16 protein-coding genes are annotated in these 21,178 nt (G+C 72.0%); 6 read left to right on the top strand and 10 right to left on the bottom strand.

All coding sequences use genetic code 11. The annotated features are described in order from the left end of the window. Nucleotides 1–7 precede the first annotated feature (7 nt). The 4 genes from ACFWI9_RS02070 to ACFWI9_RS02055 form a co-directional block, all read right to left on the bottom strand. On the bottom strand, nt 8–1,621 hold the full coding sequence (locus ACFWI9_RS02070; protein WP_387158369.1) for an acyl-CoA carboxylase subunit beta: 1,614 nt from the start codon (nt 1,619–1,621) through the stop codon (nt 8–10). 37 nt (nt 1,622–1,658) lie between these two features. Further along, nucleotides 1,659–3,398: an acyclic terpene utilization AtuA family protein gene (locus tag ACFWI9_RS02065; RefSeq protein ID WP_387158367.1), complete on the bottom strand. Its 1,740-nt coding sequence runs from the start codon at nt 3,396–3,398 to the stop codon at nt 1,659–1,661. Between the two features lie 3 nt (nt 3,399–3,401). Further along, on the bottom strand, nt 3,402–4,190 hold the full coding sequence (locus tag ACFWI9_RS02060; protein ID WP_387158365.1) for a TIGR03084 family metal-binding protein: 789 nt from the start codon (nt 4,188–4,190) through the stop codon (nt 3,402–3,404). 96 nt (nt 4,191–4,286) lie between these two features. After that, nucleotides 4,287–5,288 (bottom strand): DMT family transporter, encoded by a 1,002-nt coding sequence (locus tag ACFWI9_RS02055; RefSeq protein ID WP_387158363.1) that lies wholly within the window; start codon nt 5,286–5,288, stop codon nt 4,287–4,289. 122 nt (nt 5,289–5,410) lie between these two features. Here ACFWI9_RS02055 and ACFWI9_RS02050 point away from each other — a divergent pair, with 122 nt between their 5' ends. Next, a complete protein-coding gene (locus tag ACFWI9_RS02050; protein ID WP_387158362.1) occupies nt 5,411–6,268 on the top strand; it encodes a LysR family transcriptional regulator in 858 nt (285 codons plus the stop codon). A 145-nt stretch (nt 6,269–6,413) separates the two neighbouring features. After that, nucleotides 6,414–6,974, top strand: a complete 561-nt coding sequence (locus ACFWI9_RS02045) for a hypothetical protein (protein WP_387158361.1) — start codon at nt 6,414–6,416, stop codon at nt 6,972–6,974. 325 nt (nt 6,975–7,299) lie between these two features. On the opposite strand, the gene ACFWI9_RS02040 is transcribed toward ACFWI9_RS02045, so the two are convergent. Genes ACFWI9_RS02040 through ACFWI9_RS02030 form a run of 3 tightly spaced genes read right to left on the bottom strand, consistent with a single transcriptional unit; the run spans nt 7,300 to nt 10,485 of the window. Then, nucleotides 7,300–7,794: a hypothetical protein gene (locus ACFWI9_RS02040; protein ID WP_387158359.1), complete on the bottom strand. Its 495-nt coding sequence runs from the start codon at nt 7,792–7,794 to the stop codon at nt 7,300–7,302. Between the two features lie 7 nt (nt 7,795–7,801). Beyond that, nucleotides 7,802–9,892, bottom strand: coding sequence for a Hint domain-containing protein (locus ACFWI9_RS02035; protein ID WP_387158357.1), 2,091 nt, complete (start codon nt 9,890–9,892; stop codon nt 7,802–7,804). Continuing rightward, nucleotides 9,892–10,485 carry a hypothetical protein gene (locus tag ACFWI9_RS02030; RefSeq protein ID WP_387158356.1) on the bottom strand — a complete coding sequence of 198 codons (594 nt, stop codon included), beginning with the start codon at nt 10,483–10,485 and terminating at the stop codon, nt 9,892–9,894. The genes ACFWI9_RS02035 and ACFWI9_RS02030 overlap by 1 nt, the downstream gene beginning before the upstream one ends. Before the next feature lie 144 nt (nt 10,486–10,629). On the opposite strand from ACFWI9_RS02030, the gene ACFWI9_RS02025 reads away from it, so the two are divergent. Next, nucleotides 10,630–13,599 (top strand): BTAD domain-containing putative transcriptional regulator, encoded by a 2,970-nt coding sequence (locus tag ACFWI9_RS02025; RefSeq protein WP_387158355.1) that lies wholly within the window; start codon nt 10,630–10,632, stop codon nt 13,597–13,599. 92 nt (nt 13,600–13,691) lie between these two features. Continuing rightward, the gene (locus tag ACFWI9_RS02020) at nt 13,692–14,504 is read left to right on the top strand and encodes an HAD family hydrolase (protein WP_387158353.1); all 813 of its coding nucleotides are present in this window, start codon (nt 13,692–13,694) and stop codon (nt 14,502–14,504) included. A gap of 59 nt (nt 14,505–14,563) precedes the next feature. Here ACFWI9_RS02020 and ACFWI9_RS02015 read toward each other — a convergent pair whose 3' ends face one another. Continuing rightward, a complete protein-coding gene (locus ACFWI9_RS02015) occupies nt 14,564–15,235 on the bottom strand; it encodes an HAD family hydrolase (protein ID WP_387158352.1) in 672 nt (223 codons plus the stop codon). A 94-nt stretch (nt 15,236–15,329) separates the two neighbouring features. Here ACFWI9_RS02015 and ACFWI9_RS02010 point away from each other — a divergent pair, with 94 nt between their 5' ends. Next, complete coding sequence (locus tag ACFWI9_RS02010; RefSeq protein WP_387158350.1) at nt 15,330–16,001, top strand: hypothetical protein; 672 nt, start codon at nt 15,330–15,332, stop codon at nt 15,999–16,001. 28 nt (nt 16,002–16,029) lie between these two features. Here ACFWI9_RS02010 and ACFWI9_RS02005 read toward each other — a convergent pair whose 3' ends face one another. Beyond that, nucleotides 16,030–16,620 (bottom strand): Uma2 family endonuclease, encoded by a 591-nt coding sequence (locus ACFWI9_RS02005; protein WP_387158348.1) that lies wholly within the window; start codon nt 16,618–16,620, stop codon nt 16,030–16,032. Between the two features lie 117 nt (nt 16,621–16,737). Next, entirely contained in the window at nt 16,738–19,710 is a 2,973-nt protein-coding gene (locus tag ACFWI9_RS02000; RefSeq protein ID WP_387158347.1) for an FAD-binding and (Fe-S)-binding domain-containing protein, read from the bottom strand. Between the two features lie 206 nt (nt 19,711–19,916). Here ACFWI9_RS02000 and serC point away from each other — a divergent pair, with 206 nt between their 5' ends. Further along, complete coding sequence (serC, locus tag ACFWI9_RS01995) at nt 19,917–21,035, top strand: phosphoserine transaminase (RefSeq protein WP_387158345.1); 1,119 nt, start codon at nt 19,917–19,919, stop codon at nt 21,033–21,035. Nucleotides 21,036–21,178: the final 143 nt, after the last annotated feature.

Raw genomic sequence — 21,178 nt, 5'->3', positions numbered from 1 at the left:
CAGGGCCTCACATCCGGAAGACGCCGAAGCCGCCGCGGGCGCCTTCGACCGGAGCCGTGTGGATCGCGGACAGGCAGATCCCGAGGACGGTGCGGGTGTCGCGCGGATCGATCACACCGTCGTCGTAGAGCCGCCCGGAAAGGAAGGCGGGCAGCGACTCCGCCTCGATCTGCTGCTCCACCATCGCCCGCAGACCGGCGTCCGCCTCGTCGTCGTACGGCTGCCCCTTGGCGGCGGCCGAGGCCCGGGCCACGATCGACAGCACACCGGCGAGCTGCTGCGGGCCCATCACCGCGGACTTGGCGCTGGGCCAGGCGAAGAGGAAGCGCGGGTCGTAGGCCCGGCCGCACATTCCGTAGTGCCCGGCACCGTAGGACGCGCCCATCAGGACGGAGAGGTGCGGGACCTTGGAGTTCGACACCGCGTTGATCATCATCGCGCCGTGTTTGATGATGCCGCCCTGCTCGTACTCCTTGCCGACCATGTAGCCGGTGGTGTTGTGCAGGAAGAGCAGCGGGATGTCGCGCTGGTTGGCGAGCTGGATGAACTGCGCGGCCTTCTGCGACTCGGCGCTGAACAGCACCCCCTGCGCATTGGCGAGGATGCCGACGGGATAGCCGTGCAGCCGGGCCCAGCCGGTGACCAGGCTGGTCCCGTAGAGGGGTTTGAACTCGTCGAAGTCCGAGGCGTCCACGAGCCGGGCGATCACCTCGCGCGGGTCGAAGGGCGTCTTCAGGTCCTCGGGGATGACGCCGAGCAGCTCTTCCTCGTCGTACTTGGGCGGCTCGGGCTGTATTCCGGCGCCCGCCACCGGGTCGGGGTGCGCCTTGCGGTGGTTGAGCCTGGCGACGATACGGCGGGCATGGCGCAGGGCGTCGAGCTCGTCCACGGCGTAGTGGTCGGCGAGGCCCGAGGTGCGGGCGTGCATCTCCGCGCCGCCGAGGGACTCGTCGTCGCTCTCCTCGCCGGTGGCCATCTTCACCAGCGGCGGCCCGCCGAGGAAGACCTTCGAACGCTCCTTGATCATCACCGCGTGGTCGGACATCCCGGGTACGTACGCCCCGCCCGCGGTCGAGTTGCCGAAGACCACAGCGATGGTGGGGATTCCGGCGGCGGACAGCCGGGTGAGGTCGCGGAACACCGCACCGCCCGGGATGAAGATCTCCTTCTGGCTGGGCAGATCGGCGCCACCGGACTCGACCAGGCTGACCAGCGGCAGCCGGTTGCTGAACGCGACCTCGTGGGCGCGCAGGATCTTCTTCAGCGTCCAGGGGTTGCTGGCGCCGCCGCGTACGGTCGGGTCGTTCGCAGTGACCAGGCATTCGACACCCTCGATGGTGCCGATCCCGGTGACGATGGAGGCGCCGACGGGATAGTCGCTGCCCCAGGCGGCGAGCGGGGACAGTTCGAGGAAGGGGGTGTCGGGGTCGAGCAGCAGCTCGATACGTTCCCGGGCGAGGAGCTTGCCGCGCTTGCGGTGCCGGGCTGTGTACTTCTCACCGCCGCCCGCGAGGGCCTTGGCGTGCTCGGCGTCGAGCGCGTCCAGCCTGGCGAGCATGGCGGCGCGCTGGGCGGAGTAGTCGGCGGACGCGGTGTCGAGGGTGCTGGCGAGAACGGTCACGGGGTCACCTCCGGTACGAGGGTCTTCTCGGGTGCGGTCACAGCAGGGACTCCGGGATCTCGATGTGCCTTGCCCGCAGCCACTCCCCGAGGCCCTTGGCCTGGGGGTCGAAGCGCGCCTGGGAGGCGACGCCGTCGCCGAGCAGTCCGCGGATGACGAAGTTCAGCGCCCGCAGATTCGGCAGGACATGCCGTTCGATGTCCAGGTCGGCTGCTTCCGGGAGCAGTTCGCGAAGACGTCGCACGGTCAGCTCATGGGCGAGCCAGCGCCACGCCTCGTCCGTGCGCACCCATACGCCCACGTTGGCGTCCCCGCCCTTGTCCCCACTGCGGGCCCCCGCCACCAGACCGAGTGGCGCGCGGCGCACCGGCCCCGGCAGCAGCGGAGCGGGCAACTCCGGCTCCGGTACGGGCGCGAGCTCCCGGGTGCGGTGCGGCGGCGGTACGGTCAGCCGCTGCCCTTCCGGGGTCACGGCGATGTGCTCGATGGACGCCGCGTCCACGTACGCCGCGTCGAACACCCCGTACGGGGCGCCCTTGCCGGGCGGGGCGGTCACATGGAAGCCGGGGTAGCTGCCGAGCGCCAGCTCGATCGCGGCTCCGCTGACCACCCGGCCGACGGCCGCCGCGTCCGGGTCCCGGACCACGAGCCTCAGCAGCGCACTGGCGGTCTCCTCGGTGGCCGCGTCCGGTTTGTCGGTGCGGGCCAGTTCCCAACGCACCTCGGCAGGCCGCGACTTGGCCCGGCCGAAGGCATCCTCGACCTGTGCCTGCACCAACTCGGCCTTGGCCTCGATATCGAGACCGGTGAGCACGAACACCACCTCGTTGCGCCAGCCGCCCAGCCTCGCCAGACCCGTCTTGAGCGTGGGCGGCGGGGCTTCGCCGCGCACCCCGGAGATCCTGACCCGGTCGGGGCCTTCCCGGGTGAGGCGTACGGAGTCCAGTCGGGCGGTGGCGTCGGGGCCGGCGTAGCGGGCGCCGCCGGTCTCGTACAGCAGTTGCGCGGTGACGGTGCCGAGGTCCACGACCCCGCCGGTGCCGGGATGCTTGGTGATCACGGACGAGCCGTCGGCGTACAGCTCTGCGAGCGGGAAACCGGGTCGGCGCAGGTCGGGTGCCTGCTCGTGATGGCCGGCGAAGAAGGCGTAGTTGCCGCCCGTCGTCTGCGTCCCGCACTCCAGCAGATGCCCGGCGATGACGGCGCCCGCAAGCGCGTCGTGGTACCCCGGGTCATCCGGCCGCCAGCCGAAGTGCCACTGCGCGGGCCCGGTGACGAGGGCCGCGTCGGTGACCCGGCCGGTGACGACGACATCCGCCCCGGCGCGCAGGCACTCGGCGATCCCGCCGCCGCCGAGGTAGGCGTTGGCGGCGAGCGCGTCCGGGAAGCGGGCGGCGATGTCGGCGCGTCCGGTGAGGTCATCGCCTTCGACGTGCGCGACACGTACCGGCACTCCGACCCGTTCGGCCAGTTCGCGTACGGCGTCGGCGAGGCCCGCCGGATTCAGCCCGCCCGCGTTGGCGACGATCCGCACCCCGCGCTCATGGGCGAGGCCGAGGCCCTCCTCAAGCTGCCGCAGGAAAGTCTTGGCGTAGCCGAGGCGGGCGTCCTTCATCCGGTCCCGGCCGAGGATGAGCATGGTGAGCTCGGCGAGGTAGTCGCCGGTGAGGACGTCGAGTCCGCCCCCGGTGAGCATCTCGCGTACGGCGTCGAAGCGGTCACCATAGAAGCCGGAGGCATTGCCGATCCGCAAAGGCCCCGGTTTGGGCTCCCCCACCGCTCAGGCCCCCTTCGGCGTACGGCCCTGACCGGCAGGGCCCGCGAAGGCCTGCGCGATGTCCAGCCACCGGTCGGCGTCCGCGCCCTCCGCCCGTACGGCGAGGTCGGCGCGGTGTGCCCGCTGGGTCACCAGCAGGCAGAAGTCCAGCGCCGGGCCTGTGACCTTCTGGGACGCGTCATCCGGCCCGTATGTCCACAGCTCGCCGTCGGGCCCGCTGAGCTCCACCCGGAACGCCTGCTGCGGCGGCTCGATTCCGCGCACGAAGTAGGCGTAGTCGCGCGCCCGGACGCCGATGTGCGCGATATGCCGCAACCGGGCGGTCGGTTCGCGTACGACCCCGAGGGCATCGGCGATGTCCTGCCCGTGCGCCCAGGTCTCCATCAACCGGGCGGTGGCCATCGATGTGGCGCTCATGGGCGGCCCGTACCAGGGGAATCGCGACCCGGCGGGCGCGGTGCGCAGCGCCTGCTCCAGCCGCTCGCGGCCCTGGCGCCAGCGGGCGAGCAACTCGGCGGGCGGCTGCACGGCACCGTCGTCGGCCGCGCGGTCCACGAAGGTGTCGGGCTCTGTCAGGGCCTTCTCGACATGCTTGGCGAACGCACCCGGGTCGGTGGCGGCGAGCAGCGCGACCTCGTCGGTCCAGGCGAGGTGGGCGATCTGGTGGGCGATGTCCCACCCGGGGGCGGGCGTGGCGGTCGCCCACCGCTCCTCACCCAGGTCCGCGACGATCCGGTCGAGTTCCTCGCTCTCCGTACGCAGGTCGTCGAGCACGACGGCAGGGTCGGACACAGTGCGCTCCCCTCGGGACATGTCCCTCGGCCTCGGGCATGGGACCAGTGCCCCGGAGCATGGCAGCGCTCAGAGAAACAAGCAAGCGTGCTTGCTTTACTTTTTACTCGGATTTCCCGGACTCTTCGCAGGGCCCTTGCGGGGCTCTTCGCGGGCGGGATCGGCAGCCCGGCCCGTCTGGGTCCGCACGGCCCCCATACTGGCCGCGATGACCAGGGCGATCGCCAGTACGTCAGCCCAGGACAGGCCCTGGTCGAGCACCAGGAACCCGGCCGCCGCGGCGACTGCCGGTTCCAGGCTCATCAGCACCGCGAAGGTCTGCGCCGGCATTCGGCGCAGCGCCAGCAGCTCCAGGGTGTAGGGCAGCACGGACGACATCAGCGCGACCGCGAGCCCGAGCCCGATCGTGGACGGCACCAGCAGCGCCTCGCCCGCCACGGTGATCCCGAGTGGCAGGCTGAGCAGCGCGCCCACCCCCATGGCGAGGGCCAGTCCATCCGCCTGCGGGAAGCGACGCCCGGTGCGGCCGCTGAAGACGATGTACGCGGCCCACAACGCGCCGGCCGCGAGAGCGCAGAGCACACCGACCGGATCGAGCCCTGACCCGCCGCCGAACCCTCCGCCGCCGAGCAGGGCGACACCGCCGAGCGCCAGCCCGGCCCACAGAAGGTTGATGAGCCTGCGCGAGACCAGCACCGAGAGCGTCAGCGGACCCAGCACTTCGAGGGTGACGGCCACGCCGAGCGGGATACGTTCCACGGCCTGGTAGAAGACCATGTTCATGGCCGCCAGGGCGGTGCCGAAGGCGAGCACGGTGCCCCAGTCGGCGCGGCTGTAGCCGCGCAGCCGGGGCCGGCAGACCAGCAGAAGGACGACGGCCCCGAGGACCAGCCGCAGGGTGACGACCCCGACAGCGCCCGCGATGGGCATCAGCATCACGGCGATGGCGGCACCGAACTGCACGGACAACGCCCCGGCGACGACGAGGGCGACCGGCCCGAGCCCGCCGCCGCCACGGCGGGTGGCACCGTCCAGCGCGCCCGCGGCCTCGGGCAGCGCGACCGCGACGGCGGCAGCCCGTTCCGTACCAGCGTCCATGTCCGTACGCGCCACTTCGCCCACCGATCCCCATCCCGGTCCCCAGATACTCCCCACCCACGCTACGCAACGCCGCTGTGCTACGGGAAATGCATTCTGGTCTGCGGTTATGCTCCCCACGCATGAGCATCGAGCTGCGTCATCTGCGCTGCTTCCTCGCCATCGCGGAGGAACGGAACCTCACCCGGGCCGCCGCCGCGCTGCACCTCACGCAGCCCGCCGTATCCCGCACGCTGGCCGCCCTGGAACGCCATCTCGGCGTCCGGCTGGTCGACCGTTCCACCCACCATCTCGACCTCACACCCGAAGGGCGTTCCTTCCGCGACAAGGCCGCGGCGGCCGTCACCGCCTTCGAGGACGCCATCGACAGCAGCCTGCTGCGCCGCCGCCCGCTACGGCTCGGACATCCGTGGGCGGCACTCGGCCCGTACACCACCCCGCTGCTGCGCCGCTGGCGGCAGGAGCACCCGGACACCTCCCTGGAACTGCTGCGCATCGACGACCGGACCGCGGGCCTCGCCCGTGGCGAGGTGGACGCGGCGGTACTTCGCGGCCCGGTCGACACACCCGGCCTTGTCACCGAGCTGCTCTTCACCGAACCGCGCGTCGCAGCGATCACCTCCGACGGCCCGCTCGCCGCGCACGCCACGCTCACCCTGGCGGACCTGGCGACCGAGCCCATCGTGCTCAACCCGGTCTCCGGTGCGACGACGCTCGACCTGTGGCCCCCCGACGCGCGCCCGCCATCCACCGTGACCGCCGCCAACACCGACGACTGGCTGACGGCGATCGCCGCCGGCCGGGGAGCGGGCGTCTCGTCCACCTCCACGGAGTCCCTGCACCCGCACCCCGGAGTGACGTACCGCCCCCTGTCCGACGCCCCGGCCGTCCCGGTCCTGCTGGCCTGGCGAGCCGGCGCACCCCATCCCTCGACCGGCCTACTCGTCCGGCTGGCCCGCGAACTCAGCCACCCCGCATGAACAGTGACGCGGCGGCACACCTTCCCAGCAGCCGCTGAGGACCCGTCACCTGTATGGCCACCCGAAGTCGCGGCGCCCTTCCGGCCGACCCAAGCTGGCCTGGCAAGCGACCGCCGCCAGCCTTGGGAGCCCCATCGTGCCTCGCGTGAAGCAAGCCACCCCGAAGGTCGTCGCGGGGCTGGCCGCCGCCCTCCTGCTGTACCCCCACCCCGCCTCGGCCGTCGACGACACGCGCGACCCGCCCCGGCACGAGAGGCCGGACAGGGAGAGCACGGAGGACAGGGAGAGGGACGGGTACGGGGACAAAGCGGACTGGGCCGAGGAAGTCTTCGTGCTGGTGGCGCGGACGGCACAGAACACCTTCATCGACATCGACGACTCCGGCGGGCTCTCCCAGGGCGACGAGTTCATCAACGGCGGCGCGCTACTCCGGGACGACGAGGAGGTCGGCACATACGGCGAGGTCTGCACCCTGACCCGGACCGCCCCCGGCGACGAGTACGACATGCAGTGCCTGGCCACCCTGAAGCTGCCCAAGGGCGCCCTCACCCTCCAGAGCCTGATCACGTTCACCGGGACCGACCCCGGCGAGATCACCTTCGCGCTCGACGGCGGCACAGGGAAGTACCGCAAGGCCCGGGGCTTCGTCGACGCGGTCAACATCAGCGACACGGAGACCCGGCTTACGGTGCACCTGAGCGACTGACCGCCCGCGCGCCGGTGGCCGGATCGAAACCGCCAAGACGGCAGGAATTCTCTGCGGCAAGGCCGGCACCTCGGACATTGTCGACGCCACCGTGGTGACCATGGCGGCCCGCCTCGGCGCGATCATCTGGACCTCGGATCCGGGCGACATCCGCACCCTCGTCGACGCCCAGAACATCAAACCCACCCCTGTCATCCGCACCGTCTAGTAGTGCTGCTCCGCGGCAGTCCGTTGAAGGTTGCTGCCCATACGGGCTCGGCGCGCCGGAGACACGAAGGCGCCCCGTGACCGACCCCGAGAGCGGGCTGGTCACGGGGCGTCTCCGCTATGCCTCCGGTACCTCGAGACCCACGTCCCGCGCCAGAGCGCGCGTATCGTGGTTGCGGGTGAGGTCGGGGTAGTCCGTCATCACCCGCAGCAGTTGTGTGCGGATGAAACCGGTACCTGCCGACAGGAATTCCGCTGCCGGGCAACGCAGCTCGGACTCCGCCGCCAGGTAGCTCGGGGACATGCGGAGCCCACCGGCCTGGTCCCGCTCGAAGCTGATCGACTCGTCGTTCTCGGTGAAGTCGATCCGGCCGAGCGCGTCTCCGCCCTGGGCGAAGTCCATCACCTGCCGCACGCAGTACATCGCGTCGAACAGCGGCACCCAGCCCCACGGCGGTCCGATCTCGGTGCCCGAGTGGGTGATCGAGAGGTGTCCGAGGAAGTAGTACCACCGCAGGTCGGCCCTGGACACGGTGGCCAGATCGTCGCCGCCCTGCGTGCGCTCGCGCCCGTGAGCCGCGTAGTCGGCACTCGGCGAGAAGGAGATCTCCATCGGGGGCTCACCTCACCGGGAAGGCGTTGCGGACCTTGTTGAGCTCCGGGTCATAGTAGACACGCATCTTGTACAGCGGTGTCCTGTTGCGGTCCCGCATGTGCCCGATCGGGTCGTTGTACCTGAGCTCCTTCACGATCCCGTCGCGGTTCAGGTTGTTCGTCACCACCCGGCCGCGTTTGAGGACCTCGTTGATGACAGCCGCGCGCGACGCCTTCGTGGTTCCGGGCAGCCACTCGGTCTTGGAACGGTCGGTCGAGAACATTCCCTCAGGTGTGTGGTTGTGCCTGATGTGATCGTCGTCGATGGCCGGTCGGCACTTCTTGCCCTTGCCCTTCCCGTTGCCACTGCCGTTGTTGTGGACCAGGACCGGGACCGGGCCGGCCAACACGTAGTACGTGTGGAAGCCGTCCACGGTGAGGTCATGCGTACGCTGCTGCCCCTGCCGCTCACCGACCTCGCTGACCAGTGCGTTCGCGCCGTCGGCGGTGCGCAGGGCGTCGCCCGGGCGGAGGTCCCGCGCGTCCTTCCAGCGGCGGTCGGCGGGAAGCCAGAAGGGGTGGTTGCCGGTGGCTGTGACAGTGGCGGGGCCCCGGGCGGTGGTGACGGTGAGGCGGGTGAAGTCCTTGTCGCCGTCGGTGGTGATGGTGTCGACCACCGACCGCGCGGCGGTCAGGCTCCGGTCGGGGTCGGTCGCGGTCACCCGGTCGCCGACGCGGATGTCCTCGATGGCCCGGTGGGTGCCGTCGGCGAGCAGGACCTGGGTGCCGGACGGGAAACTGTGGGGGCGTAGGCAGTCCGCCGCGTCCCGTTCCCGGTTGACGCCCTCCACGAGCCGGGTCACCTCGACCGCAGCGAGGGCGCGTGCGTCGATCAGCGTGTTGGCCCGCAGGGGGATTGTGTAGCGGACCGTCCGGCCGCCGCCGGCTCGGGACTCCGCCTCGGCCTGCGCCTTGTACCGGGCCGCGACCGAGGAGTAGACGGCGCCGGCACCCGGGTTGGAGCAGCTCAGTGAGCCGGAGACCTGGTTGCCACGGACCGGGAAGCTGCCGCGTGCGCTGGTGCAGCGGCCTGCGGGCTGGCCGCCGATGGAGAAGTCCGCGCTCAGCACGGCGCTGACTTCGCCTCGGGTGACACGTCCCGTCGCCTTGCTGGAGACCCGGCCGGTGAACCGCTGGCTCGCGGTGCAGCCCGACGCACCGCAGTTCATCCGGCCCGAGCCGTCGAGTGTGAAGTTGATGCCGTGGTCGGTGGCCTCGCCGAGCTGCCGCGTGTGCTGGAGCAGCGTGTCGAACATCGCGTCGATGGCGGCACCGGCGATCGGGGAGAGGTCCATCCCCTCGGAGTCGCCCGACGCGAGTGGCCCGATGGCCACCTGGGGGATCGCGGTCGGCACCTCCCCGCTCCGGAACCGGTCGGCCATCTCCGACAGGCCGTAGGGCTCAAGGCGCAGCACGCGGTGCGGCTGCCGCTTGCTCACCAGCAGCCGTCCCGCCGTGGTGTCGACCGCGAGCGCCGGTGTGTCCCCGACACTCAGCGGGCGCTGCCGACGCCCGGAGCCCTCGGACGCGGGGGCACTCTCCACCTGGTCCAGGGCCCTGGACAGTACGGCCGCCAGTGCTGACGGGCTGGGCATCCGGCCCAGGGCCTCGTCCAGCAGTGTGGAGCCGTCGTCAAGGCCGGTCATCCACTCGCTGGGGATCCTCGCGCCGGCTTTGGCCGCGGCCTTGGCGGCTGGGCTCGGGGCCGGGTCGTCCTGCCAGCGGGTGAAGGTCCTGCCCCCGACGCGCAGGACGTCCCGGCCGTGCGCCTTGTTGCCGGAGCCCGTGGTGCCGAACTGGCTACCGCTGGCGGTGACGGTGATCTCGTTCTGTGTGATCCCGGCGAGCGAGGTGTCCTCGTAACGCAGCCCCGGGGCTTGTGCGAGCCCGTCGACGGCCTGCCGGAACGGCTTCAGATCGCGCGCGGCCGCCGGGGCGCCGGATTCCGCGCCTGGGCCGTACTGCCAGACGAGCAACCCGGCCACCAGTGCCAGGAGCAGCAAGCCGATCCCACCGGACAGCGGCACGCGCCGGCGTACGGTCGCATCGCCGCCCATCAGTCGGCCCTGACGAAGCTGAGGAGTGCACCGGTGCCGAGCCATGGTTCGACCCCGCAGCACTTCCAGCCGGAGCTCTCCACCGCCCTGATCACCTCGTCGACCCCCCGGTCCACCCGCCTGACGGCCCGTTTCCCGTACACCGGGCGGTTGAGGTAGAGCTGCACCGTATGCGTCAACTCCCCTGCTTCCAGCGCTCTGCGGGCCTCTCGGGCAACGCCCCACAGGTGGCGCCGCTTCATGCTCGTCATCGGGTACCTCCGTGTTGTGTCGCGTGTCGTGCCGGGCGTCGCGCCGGCGGATGCGGCGGGTGGCAGGTCGTCCCACTCGGCGTGGTCGGCGACCGCGCACACCGCCGCGTTGCGGCTGGGGAGATCGGTGGCGACCAGGACCTGACGGCCGTCGTGCCGCCGACGCGCCCAGGCACTCCACGCGCCCTGACCGCCCTCGACCCGGCCGACCTCCGGGCCACCGCCGGCGAGGCGGATCCGACAGGAGCCGCCATCCAGGCCGTAGCCGTAGCCGTAGCCGTAGCCGTAGCCGTACAGAACGAGTCCGCAGCGGCCCAGGAGCAGCGCGACCTCAGGGGTCATGCCGCCTCCACCGGTGCACTCCGCCCTGCTCTGAGCGCCGAACCGCCAACTCAGAGCGCTGACTTGCCAACCGTGGCGCTCACCGCTGCAATAGCGATGAAATCCTGATGATCCGCGACGCCTGTGATGACCCTGGGAGCCCAGATGGCAGTGAGGCCGCCGGATGAGCCGCCGCACCTGCGCATCTCGCTACTCGGCCCCGTACGGGCCTGGTACGGCGACGGGGAGACAGCGATCGGCCCGGCCCGCCGGCAGGCGGTGCTGGCGGCACTGGTGCTGCGCGGCGGCCGACTGGTCAGCAATGAGCAGCTGATAGACGGGGTGTGGGGCGATCAGCCGCCCCCGACCGGACGGCGGGTCCTGCCCAGCTACGTGTACGCGTTGCGGCGCGCCCTGGACACACCCGGCGCGGGACAGGAAGGATCGGTGATCCGGGGCGGATCAGGCGGCTACCGGTTCGCAGCTCCGGTCCGGCTCGATACGACGCTTCTCGCCGAACTCACACTGGAATCGGGTCGGTTACTGGATTCCGAGGACGCCGCCGGAGCACTGGACGCGGCTGAGCGGGGTCTGCACCTGTTCCGCGGGGAACCCCTCGCGGGGCTGCCCGGCCCCTACGCGCTCGGAGAACGGCGACGACTGCTGCTCGAACGCCGTTCGCTGGGCCATCGGCGGCTGGAGTGCATGCTGCGGCTCGGCCGCGGTGGAGAGGTGCTCGCCGAGCTGGCCGCCGCCGATCGGCTGGACGAGACGGTGCTGGCGCTGCGGATGCGGGCGCTGTACGGGACGGGTCGGCAGGGCGAGGCGCTCTCGGCGTACGAGGAGTTGCGACACCGGCTCCGGGATGAGCTGGGCACCACCCCGTCGGCGCCGCTGCGAGAACTGCACGCCGCGGTGCTCCGGCACGACGACGCCGCGGTCATCGGCCGCGTCCCCGCTCCCCCGCCTGCGGCGCCGAAACAGGCCGCCGCGCGGCCGACTCGGACGGTCAACGAACTACCTGGAAACGCAGGCAAGTTGGTCGGCCGCGCGGCCGAGGTCGCCGCCCTCACCGTGCCCGGTCCTGATGACGCCACGGCCGTCACCATCGCCACCGTGGACGGCCCTGCCGGGGTCGGGAAGACCTCGCTGCTGGTGCACGCGGCCTGGACGCTGCGCCCCCAGCACCCGGACGGTGCCCTCTTCCTCGATCTGCGTACCCACCACTCCCCGGACGCCGGCAGCCGCGACCGCCCCTCCACCACCCGCCTGCTCCAGCGGCTGCTGCGTACCCTCGGCACCGCCGACGCGGACGTCCCCGACGAACAGGACGAGCTCATCGCCGCCTGGCGTGGCGCCACCAGCGGACTGCGGCTGCTGTTCGTGCTGGACGATGTGGAAAGCGCCGCGCAGGTACGCCCGTTGCTCCCGGCCGGACCGGGCAGCCGGGTGCTGGTGGCCGGACGGCACCGGCTCACCGGACTGGACGCGGACCGCTGCGTGACCCTCGAACCACTGCCGACCGCCGACTCGGTGGGCCTGCTGCGCCGCCTCATCGGCGACGCGCGTTCCGCCGCCGATCCCGGCGCGGTCGCCGACCTGGCCGGACTGTGCGGCGGCCTGCCGCTTGCCCTGCGCATCGCGGGCGCGCGCCTTCAGCACCGGCCGTCGTGGTCCCCGGCCCATCTGGTGGCGCGGATGGCACAGGAGGAACGCCGCCTCGGCGAACTGAGTGCCGGTGACCGCAGTGTGGAGGCCGCGTTCCTCATGTCGTACGAGCAGTTGGGCGAGGACCGGCAGCGGGCGTTCCGGCTGCTCGGGCACGCGCCGACACCGGAGTTCGACGCGTGGACGCCCGCGGCGATGCTCGGTGCGGGCCTCGATGAGGCCGAGACCGTACTGGAGGAGCTCTACGACGCGAGCCTGGTACTCCAACCGCGCCCGGGGCGGTACCGCCTGCACGACCTGGTGCGGGTGCACGCGCGGAAGCTGGCCGACGCCCGGCCCGACGAGGCGGCGGCCGCCCGGCGGCAGGCGCTGGAGCTCTATGTACGGGCGGGCCGGCTCACCAGCGACGACGGCCGGCCGGACGCGTACGCGCCTGCGGACGCGACATCCGGGTGCTTCGGCTCCGCGCACGACGCGGCGCGTTGGCTGAAGGCGGCCGGGGCCGACCTGGCGGATCTGCCGGGGTTCGCGGCGGCGCACGGCGAGTACCTGCTGGCGGCGCGACTGGGGGTGGCGCTGCGGGACCACTTCCTCCACCACGACCGCTACGACGAGGGCCGTACGGCGGTGACCACGGCACTGCACGCCGCCGAACGCGCCGGGGACCCGGCGCTGCGCGTCGCGCTGGCCTGCTCGCTCGGGTTGCTGGACCACCAGCAGGGCAGGAACGCGCAGGGCGGCGACTGGTTCCGGCGGGCTGTCCAGTACGCCCGCGACAGCGGTGACGAGGCCCTGGCCGCGCAGCCGCTGGCCGGTCTGGCCATGCAGGACTACATCCACGGGCGGCATGACACGGTGGCGGCAACCGTGACCGAGGTGCTGCCGGTGCTCGAACGGTCCGGTGACGCCTGGGGGGTGTCGATGGCGTTGGCACTGCGGGCGATGAGCCGCTTCGCGCGGGGTGACGCGGAGGGCGCTCGTACCGACGCGCTGGCGGCACTCGCCTCGGCCGAGCGCAACGGCCGTCCCATCCCGATCAGCCAGATCCTGGTGACACTCGCGGACGGGTACACCGCGCTGGGCGAGCTCCCCGAGGCACGCGAGGTGCTGCTCCGCGGCGAAGTTCTGCTGCGGGAGCGGGAGCTCGGGGACAGGATGCTGCTGGCGCTGACACTGACCAGGCTGGGGTCGATCGCCACCGGCCTCCCGGAGGCGGAACGCCGCCACCGCCAGGCGCTGGAGCTGCACGCGCTTATCTCACCGCGTTCGGAGCCGCATCGCACCCGGCTGGAGATGGAGATCCGGCGCCGGCTCGGGCAGTCGTACGCGGCGGCGGGGGCGCGGTCGCAGGCGCGCCGGGAGTTCCGGGCGGCGCTCGCCGCGGAGCGGGCAGCGGAACACCCGTCGTTGCAGGCGCAGTTGCGTGCGGCGCTGGCGGAGGCGGCAGTGGATGAGCACGGGGAGTGAGGGCGGGCGGGGTTGAGCCCGCGCCTCGGGGCGTTGCTCCTCGGCACGGGCCGGTCGCTCACCTGCGCGGCCGGTCCTCGTTACGATGAGCCATGCCGCACCGCCCTTTCCCCCGGCTGATCGCCACCGACCTGGACGGCACACTCCTGCGCCGGGGCGGAACCGTCTCCCCTCGCACCGTGCGCGCCCTGCGCGCCGCCGTCGGCGCCGGGGCCGAGGTGGTCATCGTCACCGCCCGCCCGCCCCGCTACATCGACGCGGTGGCCGCCGCGACCGGGGTGACCGGGACGGCGGTGTGCAGCAACGGCGCGCAGTTGTACGACATCGCGCCCCGTACCGTCATCAGCTCCCGCGCCCTGGCACTCCCCACCGCCCGCCGCCTCGCCGACATGCTGGCCGAGTCCGCTCCCGGCCTCGGCTTCGCCGTGGAGACCGGCCACCAGATCCGTTACGAACCTGCCTACCAGCTCCGCCACGGGGAGCACCTCAGCGCCGAGTCCCCGGTGGCCTCGCTGGCCGACCTGTGGCTGCTGGAGGCACCGATCGTGAAACTCCTCGCCCACTCCACCCTGTTCGAAGCGGAGGCACTGGTCGCCATGGCCGAACAGGCGGCAGGCGGCGAGGCGCAGTTCACCCACTCGGGCGGGCGCGGTCTGCTGGAGATCAGCGCGGCCGGTGTCACCAAGGCCGACGCCCTCGCGGCCCTGTGCGCCGAGCGCGGCATCAGCGCGTCGGAAGTCGTGGCGTTCGGGGACATGCCCAACGACCTCTCGTTCCTGAGCTGGGCGGGCATGCCCTACGCCATGGGCAACGCCCACCCGGACGTACTCGCCGCCGTGCCCCGGCGCACGGCGAGCAACGAGGAGGACGGTGTGGCGGAGGTCCTTGAGCGGCTCTTCGCCTGAGCGGGTTCCGGCAGTCCGGGCTCACCGCGGACCTCGGACCGGGCTGACGCGGACGGGGCTCAGGCGCCGGAGGCCACCAGCAGTGAGGGGAGCTTTCGCATGTCGTCGAACACCACGGTGTCCGGCCCCTCCAGCCGCCCCGCCGGGGTGAGCCCACCGCAGTACCCGAAGGCACGCATCCCGGCGGCGCGTGCCGCCCGTACTCCGTAGGCGCTGTCCTCGACCACCGCGCACCGCGCCGGGTCGACCCCCATCGAACGCGCCGCGTGCAGGAACAGATCGGGCTCCGGCTTGCCCCGTGCCACATCCCGAGCGCTGAACACGCTCTCCTCCCCGAAACGCTCGCTCAGCGCGGTCAACTGGAGGCTGCGCCGGATGCCGTCGTGGTCGCCGTTCGATGCCACGCAGTAGGGCAAGGTGAGTGCGGTGAGGCGGTCGAGCGCGTCCAAGATGCCATCGACCGCAGTCAGTTCGGCCTCCAGCGCCTCCTCGTAGAGGTGGTCGTAGGCCCGTAGCCAGCCGTCCTCCAGACGGCGACCGAGACGCTTCTCGATCTCGGCTGTGTAGACCTCGGTGGAGGAGCCGACGAAGAGGTCGAGGATCTCGGCCTCGGTGAAGTCGCATCCGAGATCGGCGGTGATGGCGGCGTCCACCGCGACGCATATCCGCTCACTGTCGACAAGCACACCGTCGCAGTCGAAGATCACGAGTTCGATGGGGAGTCGTGGCATGGCGGTCAGCCTATTGTTCCCTGGACGACCGTCTTTCGCCGACTACCGTGTCGGGCGATCGACCGCACAACGACGGGGGAAAACCGTGACGAGGGTGGACTATGTCAGACGGGGGCGTCTGCACCCCTGCCCGGGCTGCGCGCTCACGGACCGGGTGACGGCGGTTCCCGCCGTGTACCAGTCCGGGCGGGACAGCATGACCGAGGTGTCGACCGACAGCGAAGGGCACCGCTCGGTGCGCTCGGTGAGCACCGGGCTGACCAAGTCACTCGCACCCGCTCCGCCGCCGCGCCCCAACGGCTGGGGCTGCCTGAGCGTACTCGGCGTCCTGGTGGCCATCGGCACGTTCGCCGGTGGTGCGCTGGGCGGCGAGTGGTTCGAGGACGAGGCGGCCCCGGACCCGGACCCGTTCGGCTCGGGGTTCGGATACGGATCCGGTTTCGTGAACGGCTCGGCGTCCGAAGCCGTCGCGCCTCAAACCGAGTTCCTCTTCCTGGCCTGGGTATCGGCGTTCGCCCTGGTCGCCGCACTCCTGCTGCTCTTCCCGGCGACACGGCACCGCGCCGCCTCCCGCAAGATCGCAGCCGGTCAGCCGGCGGCGGAGGCGGTGTGGTCGGACGCCTGGTACTGCGCCCGCTGCGGCACCGTCCACTTCCCCGACGGCCCCGGGCTGCCGCGCGGCGCGCTCAGCCTGCGTGAGTTCCGCGTGCTCGTGTGGGAGGCCGGGGGCTACGGGCACCTGGTGGGGCGGCATCCGGTGGTGTGACGGAGGCGTGACCCGGGGCGGGTGCTGCTCAGCCCCGGGGGAAGTCATCGGTTGCGAGGCTGAGGCCGACAGGTGTCCCGGTGAGGTCGACGTCCGTGCCGAAGGCAACGGTCATCTGGACGGCGTAGTCGCCGTCCTTGGGGCCGGTGTAGACGTGGCACTTGCCGACATAGGGGTCAACGATGAGGTAGACGGGAACCTCAGCCGTCGCGTAGGCGGTCTTCTTGGGGCCGTAGTCTTTGACCCCTGTGCCCTTGGAGATCACCTCGGCTACGAATACGACGTCCTGATAGCTCCAGAGTCCCTTCGCGTTCTTCTCGGCGTCCTGGGAGAGCAGTGTTACGTCGGTGGCAAACCCGTTGAGGTGCCCGGGGTAGTCGATGCGGACATCGGACTTGATACGGACCCGGGGATATTCGGTGCGCAGTTGGTCATAGATGTCCGCGATGATGTCCCAGTGAGTGTCCCGCTGCGGCGACATATGGACGGTCCCCTCGACAATCTCGACCTTGTATCCCTCGGGGACGGGCATCCGCGCAAGCGCCTCGAACAGGTCGTCCAAGGTCCGCTCGTTGTCGCTCTCAGCCATCTCGATCCTGTCGGTCTCCACGACGGTCACAGTGGCGCTCCTCCCCGGCTGCCGCATAGAGGCCGCCAGCCGCGCAGTACAACGATACGTATGGCGGAGCAGACACGCCCGCAGCACTCGCGAGTGGATTCCCAAGGCGTCGCCGGCTCACCGGTCGACCCCCTCCGCAAGCCCCTCCGCCAGCACCTCCGCCAGATGCCGCCCCTTCCGACCCGCGAGCTGCTCCAACTGCGTACGGCAGGAGAAGCCGTCCGCGAGCAGCACCGCGTCGTCCGCCGCGGCCCGGACCGACGGCAGCAGTCGGTCCTCGGCGCAGGCCACCGACACCGCGTAGTGCCCGCGGGAGAAGCCGAAGTCGCCCGCGAGGCCGCAGCAGCCGCCGCTGAGTTCGCCGGTCAGGCCCGCGCGGTCGCGCAGGCGGCGTTCCGGGTCGTCGCCCAGGACCGCGTGCTGGTGGCAGTGGGTCTGGCCGGCGACCGGGCGGTCGATACGGGGCGGGGTCCAGTCGGGGGCATGCTCCTCCAGGGCGCCCGCGAAGGTGCATACGGAGTCGGCCAGGGCCCGGGCGCGCGGGTCTCCGGGGAGCAGCTCCGGCAGGTCGGTCCGCAGAGTCGCCGCGCAGCTCGGTTCGAGTACGACGACACTCGTCGGCCTGTCTCCGCGCTCCAGGACCGGCGCCATGGTGTCCAGGGTGCGGCGCATCACGGCGCGGGCGCGGTCGAGCTGGCCGGTGGAGACATAGGTCAGTCCGCAGCAGACCCGGTCCGGCGGCAGGGACACATCGAGTCCGGCGGCCCCGAACACGGCGACCGCCGCACGGCCCACCGAGGGCGCGAGGTACTCGGTGAAGGTGTCGGGCCACAGCACGAGGCCGGTCCCTGTCCGCTCCCCCGGACCTTTGCGGCCCCACCAGGAGGTGAAGGTGCGGCGGGCCAGGGTCGGCAGTTCGCGCTCCGGCGCCACCCCCGACAGGTGTTTCACCAGTGCCGCCAGCGGCGGGATCCTGGCCGCCGCATTGAGCGCCGGGGCGTACGGGGCGGCGGCGCGCAGCCACTGCGGCAGGCGGCCCATGCTGTAGTGCGCCGCGGGGCGCCGACGGCCCGCGTAGTGGTGGTGCAGGAACTCCGCCTTGTACGTGGCCATGTCGACGCCGACCGGGCAGTCACTGCGGCAGCCCTTGCAGGACAGGCACAGGTCGAGCGCGTCCCGTACCTCCCGTGAACGCCAGCCGTCCGCCACCACCTCGCCCGCCAGCATCTCGTGCAGCAGCCGGGCGCGGCCGCGCGTGGAGTGCTGCTCGTCGCCGGTCGCCCGGAACGAGGGACACATCACTCCCGGCCCCGAACTGCCGCCTTCCACTCTGCACTTGGCCACGCCGACACAGCGCCGAACCGCTGCCGCGAAGTCCCCGCCGTCCTGCGGATAGCCGAACTCCACGTCCACCGGCGTCCTCGGCAGCACATCGAACCTGAGGTTCTGATCCAGCCGCGCGGGCCGGACCAGAATCCCCGGGTTGAGTCCGCCGGCCGGGTCCCACAGGTCCTTGAACCTGCCGAAGAGACCCACAAGTTCAGCCCCGTACATCCGCGGCAGCAGCTCCGCCCGCGCCTGTCCGTCGCCGTGTTCCCCCGACAGCGAGCCGCCGTGTGCCACCACGAGTCCGGCCAGTTCCTCCGAGAAGTCACGGAAGCGCCGCACCCCGGGCCCGCTCAGCAGGTCGAAGTCGATCCGGACGTGGACGCAGCCGTCGCCGAAGTGCCCGTACGGGGTGCCGCGCAGCCCGTGCTGCGCCAGCAGGGCTCTGAAGTCCCGTAGATAGCCCCCGAGTCGGGCAGGTGGCACCGCGCAGTCCTCCCAGCCGGGCCAGGCTTCGGTGCCGTCCGGCATCCGGGTCGCGGTGCCGGCGGCGTCCTCCCGCACCCGCCACAGCGCCCGCTGTCCGGCCGGGTCGGTGACCACGGTGCCGTCGAGCGCGTCGGTGCCGCGCAGGATCCGTTCGGCGTGCGCCCGTGCCTCGGCGGCGTCAGCGCCGCCCGTCTCCACGAACAGCCACGCACCGCCCCGGGGTAGTACGCCCAGTGCGCCGGGGTCGGGTACCAGGTCCGCAGGCATGCCTTCCACGGTGAGTGGCCCGAAGGGCAGCAGTCCGGAGGCCGCGTCGGCGGCGGCGGACTCGTCCGCGTATCCGAGCAGAGCGAGGGCCCGGTGCGGCGGGGACTCGACCAGGCGTACGGTCGCCTCCGTCAGCACCGCCAGCGTGCCCTCGCTGCCGCAGAAGGCGCGGGCGAGGTCGGCGCCGTTCTCGGGCAGCAGCGCGTCAAGCGCGTAGCCGGAGATCCGGCGCGGCAGCCCTTGGGGGAAGCCGGTACGCAGCAGGGCCAGGTGGTGTTCGACCAGCTCCCGCAGCCCGCTCGGCGCCGAGCCGTGGGTGTCCAGACCGGCTCCGCGGCCGAGGCGCAGCCGGGCGCCGCCGTAGGTCACCACCGACAGCTCGCGCACGTTGTCGGCCGTGGTCCCCCAGGCCACCGAGTGCGAGCCGCAGGCGTTGTTGCCGATCATGCCGCCGAGTGTGCAGCGGCTGTGCGTGGAGGGATCGGGGCCGAAGGTCAGCCCGTGGGCGCCCGCGGCGGCGCGCAGCACGTCGAGCACCGCGCCTGGCTGGACCACCGCCGTACGGGACCGGGGATCGACGTCGAGCACGTTGCTCATATGGCGGGTGAAGTCGAGCACGACGCCCGTGCCGGTGGCCTGGCCCGCGATCGAGGTCCCGGCGCCGCGCGGTACCACCGGCGCCCCGTGGTCGCGGCAGACGGCCAGTGCGGCGGCGACGTCGTCCGCGTCGTACGGGGCGACGACACCGTCCGGGACGCGACGGTAGTTGGAGGCGTCCATGGTCATCAGTGCCCGCGCGGCCGGGGTGAAGTCCACCTCGCCACGCAGCGCCGCCCTGAGGTCGCGTTCCAGCGCGCTGAGGCCGCGCCCGAGCTCATCGCGGTCACGCGCGTCGCGGTCCGCCCCGTCATGGTCGGCGCGGTCATGGTCCGCGCGGGCACGCGCGTCTCGGTCGGGCACGTCTCGGGCACGCTCCCGCGCCCCGCGGCCCCGCTCAAGGCCCGTCATGGACCTCCTCCTTTACCACCATGCACCCAGCCTGCCCCCGCTCACGCCTTCCCGCCCGCACGATCGAGTGAACCCCGCATATGCGCACCGGCCGCCCCACCCCGCGCCCGCGCCCCCGCGCGCCGCCCGTCCCGACCTGTGGCCGCTCGTCTCACCCGCCGGACCCCAGCCCCTGCGACCTGGCGGAACCGACTAGGCTCCGGCTCGTGGCCGATATCCAGATTCCCGCTGACATCAAGCCCGCCGACGGCCGTTTCGGCGCAGGCCCCTCCAAGGTGCGGACTGAGGCGCTGGACGCCCTGGCCGCCACCGGTACGTCTCTGCTCGGTACGTCCCACCGCCAGGCCCCGGTCAAGAACCTGGTCGGCTCGGTACGCGAGGGCGTGTCCGAGCTGTTCCAGCTCCCCGAGGGCTACGAGGTGATCCTCGGCAACGGCGGCTCCACCGCCTTCTGGGACATCGCGACGCACGGTCTCATCGAGAACAAGTCGCAGCACCTCACCTTCGGTGAGTTCTCCTCGAAGTTCGCCAAGGCCGCGAAGCTGGCTCCGTGGCTGGCCGAGCCGACGGTGATCTCCTCGGACCCGGGCACGCACCCGGAGCCGCGTGCCGAGGCGGGCGCCGACGTCTACGCCTTCACCCACAACGAGACCTCGACCGGTGTCGCAGCCCCGCTCAAGCGGGTCGCGGGTGCCGACGAGGGCGCGCTGGTGCTGGTGGACGCCACGTCCGGCGCGGGCGGACTGCCGGTCGACATCGCCGAGACCGACGTCTACTACTTCGCCCCGCAGAAGTCCTTCGCCTCCGAAGGCGGCCTGTGGATCGGTGTGTTCTCGCCCGCCGCGCTGGAGCGGGCCGAGCGGATCCACGCATCCGGACGGCATGTCCCGGAGTTCTTCAGCCTGCCGACGGCGATCGACAACTCCCGCAAGAACCAGACGTACAACACCCCCGCCCTCTCCACGCTCTTCCTGCTCAACGAGCAGCTGAAGTGGATCAACGGCCAGGGCGGTCTGGACTGGGCGGTGCGCCGTACGGCCACCTCCGCACGGGCGCTCTACGGCTGGGCCGAGGAGTCGAAGTACGCGACGCCGTTCGTCGCCGACCCCGCCAAGCGGTCCCAGGTCATCGGAACCGTCGACTTCTCGGACGACATCGACGCGGCGGCGGTGGCGAAGGTGCTGCGGGCGAACGGGATCGTGGACACCGACCCGTACCGCAAGCTGGGGCGCAACCAGTTGCGGGTCGCGATGTTCCCGGCGATCGACCCGGCGGACGTGCAGGCGCTGACGGCCTGCGTCGACTACGTCATCGAGAAGCTGTAGGAAAGCGCTGAGCGGACAGCGGCACTCCAGGCGAGGGGGGCCGGCCCACCCCCCCGGCCCCCGCGCCCCGCGCGCGCGCCCCCCCCCGGGGGGGGGGTGGCGGGGCGCGTGTCTGTGTGGGTGTGGGGGGGGGTGGTGAGGGG

The organism is Streptomyces sp. NPDC127084 (assembly GCF_042724175.1).
Classification (GTDB): Bacteria; Actinomycetota; Actinomycetes; order Streptomycetales; family Streptomycetaceae; genus Streptomyces.
The sequence above is the reverse complement of the archived record's forward strand: the minus strand, read 5'-3'. Positions and strand labels throughout refer to the sequence as shown.